A 12,455-nucleotide genomic window follows, 5' to 3' on the forward strand; every position below is an offset into this window, starting at 1 on the left:
CCCCTCCAAGTAATAGTGTAACATCCATGTGTATACATGGTCTTTTTCACACTGTCTACCTAAAGGGGATAATATCACAAAAGCGTCTTTTTCTTATATTACTATGTATTCAGGAGAAATCGATTTTATCAAATGGATAAACGACGACTTTCTGTTCCCCTTTATTTTTTACTAATGAAATAACCACCCAAACCAAAAATGCTATAATAAACCCAATCAAACTAAGGGGCACATTCATCTTGCACGGAAAACACATTCAATTTCACAAGTTTGGCAACCCAAAAGATGTATTACAAGTGGAATATAAAAATATAGAACCATTAAAAGAGAATGAAGTTCTCGTTCGTATGTTAGTTAGACCAATTAATCCATCTGACTTAATTCCTGTTACCGGAGCGTATGCCCATAGAATTCCGTTACCTAACATACCTGGTTATGAAGGCGTTGGTATTGTAGTATATGTGATTGGAAGGCTTAAAAATAAATATGACAACGGCACATTAGGTAAGAAAAAATCAAAAAACGCTCAAGTGTTACTAGATAGTTTAATACCAATTGGAATGCTCCTTGGCTGTATAATCGGTTTGATTTTCGGCATGTTTTTCCCAGATTATTCACTTCTTGCAGTGAGTTTAGGAGCTGCAATCGGCTATTTATTTGGCTTTTTTGCTTATGAATTTTATAGCAAGGCAGGAAACAATTATTCATAATCCAAGAACAGAAGCGACCTTGGAATAAGCAAGGACAAAAAAATCCCCTCAAAGCATAAGCTTCGAGGGGTGAGCCTGTTGTTTATTTACTTATATACGTACAGCTGTACCACTTACAGCAACCATTAACATTCCATCACGAACTACTTCGTAATCTACGTCAATACCAACGATAGCGTTCGCACCTTTTTGTTTTGCAAGTTCTTTCATTTCATCCATTGCGATATCACGAGCTTCTTTTAGCTTGCTTTCGTAAGAACCAGCACGACCACCGACAACATCACGAACAGAAGCGAATAAGTCGCGAACAATATTTGCACCCATAATAGCTTCACCATTTACAATATCGATATACTCAATAATTTCTTTACCTTGAATTCCAGACGTTGTTGTTACAATCATGACTGACACTCTCCTAATAAGTTGTAGTTTTAATTAGCTTTCTTATGTCTTTATTATGACATGGAAAAAGTAACTAATCTATTGAATTACCTTACAGGAATGTGACAGTTTTGTAAGAATAAAACGCGCATTATGTTTAATTTTAATAAAGCGCTTTAATATTGGGATACATAAAAGATTCTCTATTTTCTTTCCAGTCCTTTTCTACTTCTTTAAAAGTTGGTCGTCCTAATTCTTCATTGTTTTTCTGTTTACGAAACCATTTCTTCACATACTTCTCTCCATTTTGATTTTGAACTGTACAAAGGAAACTATTACTACTATCCTTTACTATTTTTACAATCACGAAAAGACACCCCTTCCTTTTCAATAAAGTGAAACTAATAATCAGTGGGGGGCATCCCCCACTGATTATTAGTTGAACCAATCGGGCTTTTACGGGCAGTTGATCCCCGCCTAACTTCTTTGTTTTCACTGAATTTTGAGGTGGGGGTCTTACTGCCCGTTAATGCGGGATAACAGAATAGAACTTGATCTTTTACTATAAGCCCTTCCTCTCTTATAGTCATACGACTCCTCGGCCGCGCCAAAGTTGTAAGATCAAAAAACGATATTCACTATGTTTACATTTTGCATAATTGATATGTGAAGTAAATATTATTTAAAGAAATCAGAGTTATAAGCATTATGCTTATCAAATATTTTATAAATTTCTAACTTATCATCTAATTTTGCATCTACTAAAATTAATATATTTCCATCGTAAATGTATTCTTCATATTTCTTAGCGTGTTCTTCAGGAATTCCTAATCCGATAAATGCTCCTATTAAACTTCCAGCTCCTCCGCCAATACCGGCTCCTCCGATAGCTGCTGCGATAGGTCCTGCCGCTACGATTGGACCCATTCCAGAAATGGCAAGTATACCAAGACCTGTTAATAAACCTCCGAGTCCGCCTGCTACTCCTCCTGCCACAAGCCCTGTCGCTGAAAAGATATCCGCTTTATGTGCAGTTTCATGATTCACTTTTTCACCCGATTTTTCTTCCAGATGTTCAATTTCCTTTTGATCCTTTGCAATAGCTGAAATATTATCAGCTGGATATCCTTTATCTTTTAATTCATTAATAACGAATGCCGCATCATCGATTTTTCTAAAAACACCTACTATTTTTCTATCTACATTCATAACTATTAACCTCCTAAAGTTTTATATAATGTATCTTTATCTTTCTTCATTTCTGTATACACTAATCTTCTTATTAACATAACCATTTATGAAAAAAGCGAATAGTAAAAGCATTACAAGCGAACTACTTAACAAGTAAATTAAATCAAATGTAATATCAATCATCATTTCATTCATGTATACCAGACTCCTTTTTATTTAAAGTAAAAGTATATTTTTATAGACTAGAAATCTTATAATTCATCTTCAGTCAATCTCTTTGTAGTATATGTATACCCTTCGTAACGCTTTCTAAACGTAAAAAACTATAATTATATTTTTTTACGTTTATATGTTTAACATTTTTTAAAACGGGTATGTTTATATTGTTATGCTTACTATATGGAAAGGAATATTTCGATGAATGCAATCCAATCTACTACTATTCTTTATAATGAAACACCTACAATAACGCAGATTCATCATTTTTATGCTTTAATGACAACATTTCAAACGAATGTATTTATAAGTAAACATGGAACACTTACTTCTATTAAAAACTTAAGCACATTAGTATCCTTTTTCCTTACTGTAAAAAAGAGAGAGCTTGTATTATTTATCTTTGAAGGAATAGATGCAAAAAAAGCTTTAAGAACACTCTTTCCTTCTTAAAAGTTATATGATCCCCCTATTCCCTCGATTGTTACTTTTCATATATAGTTTTATATTTCAAAATGATTTCCTCTATGAAAAATGAGCCCCCTAATACAATAGGGGGATTTCTAGTTTGGCCTTATGAAAACTGATATAATATATATTACGTTTTTCATTCTTTACAATAGAAAACTTTGAATAACCTTGAAGGTAGGAATTTTTAATGAAATCGAAAGCAAAATTTAGTATTCGCTACAAAATTATGGCTGGTTATTTAGTTATCATTTTGTTCTTACTTATTTCTTTCATTATGCTAAACAATGAGATTTCTAGTTTACAAAAATCTCGTAATTTTATTATTGATCACGATTTTAAAGTTCTTAATTTAACGAATCAAGTGGAGAAAGAATTGCTAACAATTGAAAATAAAGCGAAAGGATTTATCACTTCTAATGATGCAAATTACGTTCAATCCCTTAACGCTGCGGAAAAGGATTACGAAAAACATTATCAAGATCTTTTTGCTCTATTAGAGGATAACCCCTCTCAGCAAGAAAAATTAAAACAGATTAATGAAAACATTACTAGTTGGATTAATAAAGAGATTCATCCACTCATTACGAATAGCAATAATAATAACGTACAAGCAATCGATACGACTCAAATTCAATCATTACAATCGCAGGTAACTAACTTCCGCAGCACTGAGGAGCAACTAACGAAAAAAAGAGCTGCACAATTAGATACTGAAAATAGTAAATTAGAGCTTTGGTTATACAGTTTATTGTTCTTACTTTCTTGTATTTCTATTATCGTTTCACTCTATATTTCGAATTCCATTACAAAAACGATTAAAAATGTAATTCAAGCTATTAAATCCATTTCTTCTAAAGAAAAAATTACGGAAAGAATTCATGTAAATACACATGATGAAATAAAAGATCTTGCTCATACAACAAATCACCTACTAGACGAAATATCGAAAAGAGAATGGTTACAAACTGAGCTTGCAGAATTAATTTTAATGTATCAAGGTGTATCTTCTATTGAGATGTTAGGTAACAAAATTTTGAGTGGAATTATACAAAAAACGCAAACTTCTTGCGGTGCATTCTATGTACGTGAAGAAGTTGAAGAAACTGTCTACTATGTGAAGAAAGCTTCTTTCGCTGATCAAGGTGCTGATATTGGAAAACAATCTATTAAAATGGGGGAAGGTTTAATTGGGCAATGTGCTTTAGAAAAACAAAGCTTTATTCTTCGAGAAATACCAGAAGAATTTCGTTATGTCACTAGCGGCTTATTAGAAATACGCCCTCAAAATCTACTAGTCGTCCCTATCTTATTTGAAGATAAAGTGATTGCAGTAATGGAGTTAGTAAGTGTAACTGAGATCTCAGACTTACATCAAGATTTAATCCAACAAACTGTTGATAATCTAGGTTTAACAATCCATAGTATTATGGGACGTATGCGAATTCAAACTCTTTTACATGAATCACAAGCAATGACAGAAGAGTTACAAGTTCAATCAGAAGAATTGCAAACGCAAGCGGAAGAACTACAAATGCAAGCCGAAGAATTACGAACAACCAATGAACAATTAGAGTCTAGAACTGAAGAGGCTGAGCAAAAGACAGCTGACTTACAAATTACTAAATTAGAATTAGAAGAAAAAGCAAGCGAGTTGTTACGTAGCTCAAAATACAAATCAGAATTCCTAGCAAATATGTCACATGAATTACGTACACCATTAAATAGTATTTTACTATTATCTGAAATGTTAAGAGAAAATCATGATAATCATTTATCCGATGATGAAATTGAATTAGCAACCGTCATTCATTCATCAGGGAAAGATTTACTTACTTTAATTAATGACATACTAGATTTATCTAAAGTAGAAGCCGGAAAACTAGACGTCATTTTTGAAGCAACGAACATAAGTGATATGGCGGCAAGTATGCACCAAAACTTCTTACATATCGCTGCACAAAAAAATGTTGAATTTACTGTTGAAGATAGTGATACGATTCCTGATTTGTTTTACACAGATGCAAAACGGATTGAACAAATTATTAAAAACTTATTATCCAATGCATTTAAATTCACGGAAAAAGGATCTGTCTCTTTACATTTCGATTCAATAGAAACAAGCAACTTGAGTCATGATATGCAGTCTATAAGTAAGGACTGGATAACAATTTCAGTAAAAGATACTGGTATTGGTATCGCTAAAGAACAGCATCAACTTATTTTCGAAGCCTTTCAACAGGCAGATGGCGCAACGATTCGGAAGTATGGTGGTACAGGCTTAGGTTTATCTATTTGTAAAGAGTTTGCTAGATTGTTAGGTGGTTGGATTACGTTACAGAGTCATGTAGGAGAAGGCAGTACTTTCACCGTATATATTCCTAACCTTCCAAATGGATTAAATGAAATCCAAGTATCCAATTTAGAAGTCGCAGCAACAGTAGATGAAGTTATTCCTGCTGAAGTTGTTGAGGAAACTATCGTTATCCCAGAAACTAATAACGTCTTCCAAGAGAAAACCATTTTAATTGTCGATGATGATCATCGAAATATATTTGCGTTACAAAATGCATTAAAAAAACAACATGCTAACATTATTACTGCACAAAATGGCATAGAGTGTTTAGAAATACTAAAAAGTAATACAAATATCGACCTTATTTTAATGGATATTATGATGCCAAATATGGACGGTTATGAAACGATGGAACATATCCGAATGAATTTAGGGTTACATGAAATACCTATTATTGCATTAACTGCTAAAGCAATGCCAAATGATAAAGAAAAATGTTTATCTGCTGGCGCTTCAGATTATATAAGTAAACCATTAAATTTACATCAACTCTATTCAGTAATGAGTGTATGGTTAATAAAATAAGTGAGGTTTAATTTAAGTGGAAAATAAGTATTATAATTTTGATCCATCCGTCGATATGGATAAGCGCACGAACTTAGAAATTGAATTACTATTGGAAGCGGTATTTAAACTATCTGGCTTCGATTTTCGCCAATATGCTCGTACATCTATTTATAGAAGAATTTGTAATCGAATGCAGATTTCTCATATCCCTACCATTTCAAAATTAATTGAAAAAGTAATTCATGAGGAAGGGGTTTTAGAACAGTTATTAAATGATTTCTCCATTAACGTAACTGAAATGTTCCGTAACCCTAACTTTTTTAAAGCGCTAAGAGAGCATGTCATTCCTGAATTAAAAAAGTATCCTGAAATTAGAATTTGGCATGCTGGATGCGCAACCGGTGAAGAAGTATTATCAATGTCTATCTTACTTCACGAAGAAGGATTAAGTGAAAAAGCTGTTATTTACGCAACAGATATGAATACAAATGTGTTAGAAAAAGCAAAACAAGGCATCCTTCCGTTAAATAAAATGCAAACTTATACGAAAAACTATTTACAAGCTGGCGGTACACAAGCATTTTCTAACTATTATTCAACAGATAATCGCTTTGCTTATTTTAATCCATCTCTTTTACAAAACATTATTTTTGCGCAGCATAATCTAGTAACCGATCAATCTTTTAACGAATTTCATATTATACTTTGCCGTAACGTTTTAATTTACTTTACAGGTAAACTTCAAAACCAAGTACAGCAACTATTTTATGAAAGTTTAGGTCACAATGGATTCCTATGTTTAGGAAATAAAGAAACTCTTCGTTTCTCAAATATAATGCCGCATTATATCCAATTTAATCCTAACGAACAAATTTATCAAAAAATACAATAAAAGCGTATGAAATCCTTTGTTTGGATTTCATACGCTTTTTATTTCGCATTCGTTTGTATCATAATTAGACACATATCATCTGATTGTGCTTTCTTCTGTTCTTCCTTGTAAAACCCTTCTATCTCTTCTTCTAAATCTCCCCATTTTCTTTCTGTAAAAGTGCGTAATTTCTCTTCAGACTCAAATTCATCATTTGCAATTGCTTCAAGTACACCATCTGTAAACAATACGATTTGAGCGTTCTTCTCAAAAGGTATAACTGTCTTCTGAACTTTTATTTCATCAAAAAATCCTACTGCACAACTCCCGCGATCTAGTTCAACTACATTTGTTTCATCAACTAAAACGTATCCAGAAGGATGTCCTGCATTTACATATTCAATTGTTCTCTTTTCTGTATCCACTACTAAGTATATCGCTGTAAAATAATATGGAATGTTGTCATTCTCATTATGTAAAAGAGTCATATATTTATTTAAGTCTTTAATAACGAGTTCTGGATCGATTAAACATTTAATCGTTTCACGTAATACAGACGAAATAAACATACAAACTAATGAAGCAGATACACCATGTCCCATCACATCTAATAATATAATACCGTAGCGATTTTCATCGATTTTATACCAATAATACATATCTCCAGCTAGTTTAAATGAAGGTAAGTAACTTGCTTCAATTTTTATATGCTCTTCTCTTAATGGGCTACTTAATAAGTTTCTTTGTACTTGTGTAGCTAAATCTAGTTCATTTCGAAGATTTTCTTCTTGTTCTTTATGCCAATTTAATTCCGATTTCAAGCGTAATGCTACACGCATACGCGCTAACAATTCAACTTTATTTATAGGTTTCGTAATATAATCCATTGCCCCCATATCAAGAGCCTCAGCTAATTTATTCGCATCTTCTAAAGCTGTTACAAAAATAATAGGAATATCTTTAAACTTCTCCTCTTTTTGTAATCGCCTACAAACTTCAAGTCCATCAATTTCAGGCATCATGATATCTAATAGAATTAAATCTATTTCATTATGCCTGGAAGAATCTTTTCCAAAATGAATGTATTCGAAAAGCTCTTGTGCAGAATTCAGCGATACAAGATCCTGATATCCGGCTTGTTTTAAAATTTTTTCAATTACAAAGATGTTAACCGGATTATCATCGACAATTAAAATGGACACAAGTTATTTCCCCTTTTCGTATTTAAAATGTAAATCTATTATCATTTTCTATTTTTCTAGTATTACATACTCAGTTATAAAATGAAAATTTCCTACTCAAACATATTTTTTACACAGAAAAAGAACAAACCCCCAGAAATGAGAGTTTGTTCTTTCACTCTATAAATTTCCACTTTTAATTTAACACCATTGCTTTATCACTTAAAAGACGATCTAACTCTTCCATATGATTTGTTTCATCTGCGATCATATCTTCTAACTTTACAACTAACTCTGTCATATTTAACTTCGCTGCCTGTTCTTTTCTCATTTCATAACGCTTAATTGTTTCATATTCTGACTTCCTAGCTTCTTCTAACATTTCTCTAACATCTTCTACTTGTTTCACTGGTAAAGGGATCGTAGTAGGTGTACCACCTAACGTCTTAATTTTCTCCGCTAAATATAGGGCATGTCCTTGTTCATCACTAATTTCAGATTCAAAGAAAGGTTTTAACACTTGTCTATATATACCAGAAACTGTAGCTGCATTATGGTTATACATAATAATCGCCGAGTATTCTCCTGCTAAATCTTCATTCAATCCTTCGATTAGTTCTTTCACATCGTGTGACATTTTTATATCTCCTCCTATACTTAATAACTACCCCTTTTCTCATGTTTTAAACATAATTCTTTAAATTTTTTTATGTATCTAAAAACGCCGCTTGCTTCAATTTACTTATCGCTTGTCTTTTAATACGAGAAACGTGCATTTGTGAAATACCTAATCGTTCCCCTGTATCCTTTTGATTTAAATTTTCACCAAATATATAATGAATAACACTCTTTTCCGTATCATTTAATACGTTAAAAATATCCTTTAAAACGAGACGTCTTTCTGTCTCTTCATATCCTTGCTCTACCTCACCTACAGATTCAATTCTCGCTACCGAACTGCCATCAGATGAGTTTTCAACTACATCATCTAAGGAAGATACTCTATAATTATTTTTCGCATCCATAATTTCTAGCACTTCCTCTTCGGATAGTCCTAAATGATCTGCAATCTCTATAATCTTCGGTGAACGTTGCAGGTGATCTGTTAGCTCCTCTATCGCAAGTTTAATCTTCCCGCCTAAATCTTTAATTCGCCTTGGAACATGAATACCCCAAGTTTTATCACGTAAATACTTTTTTATTTCCCCTACTATCGTAGGTATTGCAAATGGCTCAAAAGCATTCCCTATCGAATAATCATACCTTCTTATTGCGCCTAAGAGCCCTAACATTCCTACTTGTATAATATCCTCATGCATCGGCCCACCTTTTGAATAGCGATATGCAATGGAATGTACGAGATTTTTATAGTGATTAACTAATTTTTCCTGCGCTTCATCACATTGGTTTTGTTGGAATTCTGCAATTAGTTTAATAACGTCTTCTTTAGTAAGATTTGTAGGTTGAGATTGGATTTCCATCATTCTCCACCTGCTCTCTTTGTATATATTTTGTCATTAAAACTGTCATGCCCTCATCATGCATAATTTGTATATCATCCATTAACGTATTTATTAAATATAAACCTAAACCATTTTCCGGCAAATGTTCTACTGGTTTATTAATATCATACGGACCAACTTTACTTTTTAAGTTATTAAAATTAAAGCTAACCCCATTATCCGCAACCATAATTTCTAATCGATCTTCATATAAACCAAAGACAATTGTAATTTCTCCAACGTCTTCTTTATATGCATGTTGTACAATATTTGTACAAGCTTCACTAATAGCAATTTTCATATCTTCTATATCGTCATAAGCAAAGCCCATTCGATTCGCAACACCAGCCATTGTTAAACGAATAATAGCCACATATTCTGCTTTTGCAGGAATTTTCATTTCTATCGTTTCAAAATTCTCCATCATCCCTAGTCACCTTCTTTCTACTTTTTCAAAATCGGAATTCAAATTTAATATTTCTGTTAGTCCTGTAATATCAAATAATCTTTTTAACCTTTTAGATACACCAATAAACTCTAGTTTTCCATCATTTTTCTTAACTGCTTTTAATAGCGCTATAAAAACCCCTAAACCTGTACTATCCATATAATCTACGTTATGAAAATCTACTACAATATGAACCTCTTTTTCACTTGCAATAGGCATGATCTTATTTTTTAAATCTGATGCCGTATATGCATCAATCTCACCATTAAGTTGTACTGTATAACCTACATCATTTTGCAAAATATTTATTGCCAAATTCATCATTTCCGCCCCCTTATCTCAAACTACTACTATTTAATTACCCATAAAAATTAGTTTTAAACATATTTTTTCATTTTAATTATAAATAAATTTTCTACACCTTTCTCAGCTTAACACTAAAAAAAATACTACCAAATGTTTAAACCTTATAAATTTGTGTATGTATAATGTATAAACATTATTTTTAGGGGGATCTATCTATGGAAGAGCACAACTTTAAAAAGGGAGATTTTGTTCAATTTTCTTATCGACACGATCATGCTACAAAATTAGTTGGTTCCATTATTAACATACTAACGAATACAATTGTAGTGGATATAGGTAATAGCGATGACTTATCTCATATAGAACCAAGGCAGGTCGTAAAAATAAATAATTGTGAAAAAGTAACGATGGTTTAATACATAATAGAAAGTGTAATTTTAATGAGTGGGGGTTCTTCATCCTCCACTCATTCCTATGAAGATTACATTAAAAAAGCATCCAAATTAGTTTAATTGGATGCTTTTTTATGTATATTTATCAGTTTATTAACTTTATAGCTATATATAATAAACTTAAGATTACTATTCATTATAATACTTACGCTTTCCGCAGCATTCTAGAAAAGAATGTAACGATTAAAATAAAGACGATTGCACCTAATAAAGCTGGAAGAATAAAGATGCCTCCCCATTCAGGACCCCAATGACCAAATAACGCACTACCTACCCAAGATCCGATTAATCCGGCAATAATATTACCAACTATACCTAAAGGAAAGTCTTTTCCTGTAATCATTCCAGCTAACGCACCAATAAGTCCACCTACAATACACGTAATAATAAGTCCCACAATTAAACCTCCTATATTCGTTTTATATTGGATTTATCAAGCTTTGGTATGTAACCAAAGCTTGATAAACATGTATTATTCTTTATTATCCAATCCATCACTTATCTTTTGTTTCACTTTTCCGACTTTTTCTTTTATCGTTCCTTTTGTCTTCTCCCACTTCCCTTCATTTTTCAACTCTCTATCTTCTGTAATTTCACCAATTCCTTCTTTTACTTGGCCCTTTTTCTTTTCAACCTTACCAGTAATTTGTTCTTTTAGCCCGCTCTCACTCATATTTCTAATCTCCTTTTCGTAATAGATTTATAGATTTAAAGGATACAAATTTAAATAGAATACATGCATCTTCTTTCTTGTAACCATTCACCGACTCTTTCTAAATCCTTAACGAATAACAAGATTTTCCCTTCATCCAGTTTTTCTTCATAGAAGTTTGCTTCTTCCTCATTAAGCCCTAACTCTTGCATCTTATTTCTTAACTGATCTCCCGTTTTTTGAAAGACGTTAATAATGCTTGTCCCAAGTCCTTCCTCTTTTATTCCAATTGTATTCACGTCCGCATTGTCTGCGATTCTATCTGTCCTATCTTTCTCATGTGTTAATACGTAAATATCTTTTTGGTCTATCCCTTTCTTCACTAGATCATTCGCCGCATTCATGACCTCTTTCTCCGTAATAAATTCATATACAAAAGGTTTACTATACTTCGTTTCCATCTTTAACTTCCTCCTTTAAAATGAATTATTTGTTATATTATATGTAATACACCCATTTTCGAAATGTTAAACATAAAATATGAAAAAAGTTATTTAGATTTTTTTATAGAGAATAGCACAGCTTAATTTTCCACTTTAAAACATCTCGTATTCTCCCTTACAATTACTACCTCAATTAACAGAAAATTGTTGTATTTTTTTCGTAAGGAGGGATACTATGAAAAAAATCACTTATATATGCGCTCTAACCGCTCTATCTTTCACTTTAATAGGTTGTACAAGTACCTCGGCTACAGATAAAGCTTCACAAGTTAAGCAAGAACATACAAAAAATACCTTTCAATTAAATTCCGCTAATATTACAGACATTGAAATACTCCAAACAACAAATCATACTACTTCCAAATCTCAAGCAGATAACGAAGAAATGATACAATCTATCGTTTCAGCAGTTCAAAATGGAACACCTAAAACAATCACTTTAGATCAAAAAAAGAGAGAATCTGCACATTCTACTATAACCGTTACATATAAAGATGACGCAAAAAAAGAATTTCTTGTTTGGGTTGATAATAAGGAGCAAATTACGATTGCTAAAGATGAGAAGAAAGATAAAGTAGAAGGTGTGACGGTGAACATTAAAGATGCTAAAATGATGAAAGATTTTTTTAAAACTCTAATATAGTTGATGTTAAAACAAAAGAGCAGGATATAATTCTACCCTTTTGTTTAATCACGTCCAATAAATGGACT

The 12,455-nt window shown here is 32.2% G+C and carries 18 protein-coding genes; 6 read left to right on the plus strand and 12 right to left on the minus strand.

What is annotated here, in order from left to right; translation table 11 throughout:
• Positions 1–296 precede the first annotated feature (296 nt).
• Positions 297–710, plus strand: a complete 414-nt coding sequence (locus JDS82_RS30460; protein ID WP_370766402.1) for an alcohol dehydrogenase catalytic domain-containing protein — start codon at positions 297–299, stop codon at positions 708–710.
• Between the two features lie 90 nt (positions 711–800).
• Here the strand turns inward: JDS82_RS30460 and JDS82_RS27775 are convergent, their stop codons facing one another.
• From JDS82_RS27775 to JDS82_RS27790, 4 genes are all read right to left on the minus strand, one after another.
• On the minus strand, positions 801–1,112 hold the full coding sequence (locus JDS82_RS27775; protein ID WP_000637510.1) for a YbjQ family protein: 312 nt from the start codon (positions 1,110–1,112) through the stop codon (positions 801–803).
• A 142-nt stretch (positions 1,113–1,254) separates the two neighbouring features.
• Entirely contained in the window at positions 1,255–1,458 is a 204-nt protein-coding gene (locus JDS82_RS27780) for a DUF4028 family protein (RefSeq protein WP_048566992.1), read from the minus strand.
• Positions 1,459–1,769: 311 nt separating this feature from the next.
• Positions 1,770–2,300 (minus strand): general stress protein, encoded by a 531-nt coding sequence (locus JDS82_RS27785; RefSeq protein WP_001100079.1) that lies wholly within the window; start codon positions 2,298–2,300, stop codon positions 1,770–1,772.
• 36 nt (positions 2,301–2,336) lie between these two features.
• Entirely contained in the window at positions 2,337–2,477 is a 141-nt protein-coding gene (locus JDS82_RS27790) for a hypothetical protein (protein WP_001004565.1), read from the minus strand.
• 222 nt (positions 2,478–2,699) lie between these two features.
• Between JDS82_RS27790 and JDS82_RS27795 the strand changes: the two genes are divergently transcribed.
• The 3 genes from JDS82_RS27795 to JDS82_RS27805 all read left to right on the plus strand — a co-directional run bounded on the left by JDS82_RS27795 (position 2,700) and on the right by JDS82_RS27805 (position 6,721).
• Positions 2,700–2,951 carry a hypothetical protein gene (locus JDS82_RS27795; protein ID WP_000991708.1) on the plus strand — a complete coding sequence of 84 codons (252 nt, stop codon included), beginning with the start codon at positions 2,700–2,702 and terminating at the stop codon, positions 2,949–2,951.
• A gap of 205 nt (positions 2,952–3,156) precedes the next feature.
• Positions 3,157–5,847 (plus strand): ATP-binding protein, encoded by a 2,691-nt coding sequence (locus tag JDS82_RS27800; protein ID WP_000836699.1) that lies wholly within the window; start codon positions 3,157–3,159, stop codon positions 5,845–5,847.
• 16 nt (positions 5,848–5,863) lie between these two features.
• Complete coding sequence (locus tag JDS82_RS27805) at positions 5,864–6,721, plus strand: CheR family methyltransferase (RefSeq protein ID WP_000429028.1); 858 nt, start codon at positions 5,864–5,866, stop codon at positions 6,719–6,721.
• A gap of 38 nt (positions 6,722–6,759) precedes the next feature.
• Here JDS82_RS27805 and JDS82_RS27810 read toward each other — a convergent pair whose 3' ends face one another.
• The 5 genes from JDS82_RS27810 to rsbV all read right to left on the minus strand — a co-directional run bounded on the left by JDS82_RS27810 (position 6,760) and on the right by rsbV (position 10,155).
• A complete protein-coding gene (locus JDS82_RS27810; RefSeq protein WP_061672067.1) occupies positions 6,760–7,902 on the minus strand; it encodes a fused response regulator/phosphatase in 1,143 nt (380 codons plus the stop codon).
• 175 nt (positions 7,903–8,077) lie between these two features.
• Complete coding sequence (locus JDS82_RS27815; RefSeq protein ID WP_000017750.1) at positions 8,078–8,518, minus strand: ferritin-like domain-containing protein; 441 nt, start codon at positions 8,516–8,518, stop codon at positions 8,078–8,080.
• Positions 8,519–8,588: 70 nt separating this feature from the next.
• Complete coding sequence (sigB, locus tag JDS82_RS27820) at positions 8,589–9,365, minus strand: RNA polymerase sigma factor SigB (protein ID WP_002108732.1); 777 nt, start codon at positions 9,363–9,365, stop codon at positions 8,589–8,591.
• Entirely contained in the window at positions 9,328–9,810 is a 483-nt protein-coding gene (rsbW, locus tag JDS82_RS27825; protein WP_071743512.1) for an anti-sigma B factor RsbW, read from the minus strand. Before rsbW ends, sigB begins: the two co-directional genes overlap by 38 nt.
• Positions 9,811–9,816: 6 nt before the next feature.
• Positions 9,817–10,155, minus strand: a complete 339-nt coding sequence (gene rsbV / locus JDS82_RS27830) for an anti sigma b factor antagonist RsbV (protein WP_001986277.1) — start codon at positions 10,153–10,155, stop codon at positions 9,817–9,819.
• 197 nt (positions 10,156–10,352) lie between these two features.
• On the opposite strand from rsbV, the gene JDS82_RS27835 reads away from it, so the two are divergent.
• Entirely contained in the window at positions 10,353–10,553 is a 201-nt protein-coding gene (locus tag JDS82_RS27835) for a hypothetical protein (RefSeq protein ID WP_060489142.1), read from the plus strand.
• 181 nt (positions 10,554–10,734) lie between these two features.
• Here JDS82_RS27835 and JDS82_RS27840 read toward each other — a convergent pair whose 3' ends face one another.
• The 3 genes from JDS82_RS27840 to JDS82_RS27850 all read right to left on the minus strand — a co-directional run bounded on the left by JDS82_RS27840 (position 10,735) and on the right by JDS82_RS27850 (position 11,702).
• The gene (locus tag JDS82_RS27840; RefSeq protein ID WP_000522901.1) at positions 10,735–10,986 is read right to left on the minus strand and encodes a GlsB/YeaQ/YmgE family stress response membrane protein; all 252 of its coding nucleotides are present in this window, start codon (positions 10,984–10,986) and stop codon (positions 10,735–10,737) included.
• Positions 10,987–11,061: 75 nt separating this feature from the next.
• Positions 11,062–11,262, minus strand: coding sequence for a CsbD family protein (locus JDS82_RS27845; protein ID WP_029442042.1), 201 nt, complete (start codon positions 11,260–11,262; stop codon positions 11,062–11,064).
• Between the two features lie 50 nt (positions 11,263–11,312).
• Positions 11,313–11,702, minus strand: a complete 390-nt coding sequence (locus tag JDS82_RS27850; RefSeq protein WP_000448802.1) for a YflT domain-containing protein — start codon at positions 11,700–11,702, stop codon at positions 11,313–11,315.
• Between the two features lie 217 nt (positions 11,703–11,919).
• Here JDS82_RS27850 and JDS82_RS27855 point away from each other — a divergent pair, with 217 nt between their 5' ends.
• A complete protein-coding gene (locus JDS82_RS27855; protein ID WP_071743510.1) occupies positions 11,920–12,387 on the plus strand; it encodes a hypothetical protein in 468 nt (155 codons plus the stop codon).
• The last annotated feature ends 68 nt before the right edge of the window (positions 12,388–12,455 follow it).

Origin of the sequence: Bacillus cereus group sp. N14 (genome assembly GCF_016483555.1) — a bacterium.
Classification (GTDB): Bacteria; Bacillota; Bacilli; order Bacillales; family Bacillaceae_G; genus Bacillus_A; species Bacillus_A wiedmannii.

What these genes read in the sequence shown, in the direction of transcription:
- JDS82_RS27855 (WP_071743510.1), top strand. Translation starts at nt 11,920, where the DNA reads ATGAAAAAAATCACTTATATATGCGCTCTAACCGCTCTATCTTTCACT.
- JDS82_RS27785 (WP_001100079.1), bottom strand. Translation starts at nt 2,300, where the DNA reads ATGAATGTAGATAGAAAAATAGTAGGTGTTTTTAGAAAAATCGATGAT.
- JDS82_RS27790 (WP_001004565.1), bottom strand. Translation starts at nt 2,477, where the DNA reads ATGAATGAAATGATGATTGATATTACATTTGATTTAATTTACTTGTTA.
- sigB (WP_002108732.1), bottom strand. Translation starts at nt 9,365, where the DNA reads ATGATGGAAATCCAATCTCAACCTACAAATCTTACTAAAGAAGACGTT.
- JDS82_RS27800 (WP_000836699.1), top strand. Translation starts at nt 3,157, where the DNA reads ATGAAATCGAAAGCAAAATTTAGTATTCGCTACAAAATTATGGCTGGT.
- JDS82_RS27775 (WP_000637510.1), bottom strand. Translation starts at nt 1,112, where the DNA reads ATGATTGTAACAACAACGTCTGGAATTCAAGGTAAAGAAATTATTGAG.
- JDS82_RS27850 (WP_000448802.1), bottom strand. Translation starts at nt 11,702, where the DNA reads ATGGAAACGAAGTATAGTAAACCTTTTGTATATGAATTTATTACGGAG.
- JDS82_RS27815 (WP_000017750.1), bottom strand. Translation starts at nt 8,518, where the DNA reads ATGTCACACGATGTGAAAGAACTAATCGAAGGATTGAATGAAGATTTA.
- rsbV (WP_001986277.1), bottom strand. Translation starts at nt 10,155, where the DNA reads ATGATGAATTTGGCAATAAATATTTTGCAAAATGATGTAGGTTATACA.
- JDS82_RS27795 (WP_000991708.1), top strand. Translation starts at nt 2,700, where the DNA reads ATGAATGCAATCCAATCTACTACTATTCTTTATAATGAAACACCTACA.
- rsbW (WP_071743512.1), bottom strand. Translation starts at nt 9,810, where the DNA reads ATGATGGAGAATTTTGAAACGATAGAAATGAAAATTCCTGCAAAAGCA.
- JDS82_RS27845 (WP_029442042.1), bottom strand. Translation starts at nt 11,262, where the DNA reads ATGAGTGAGAGCGGGCTAAAAGAACAAATTACTGGTAAGGTTGAAAAG.
- JDS82_RS27835 (WP_060489142.1), top strand. Translation starts at nt 10,353, where the DNA reads ATGGAAGAGCACAACTTTAAAAAGGGAGATTTTGTTCAATTTTCTTAT.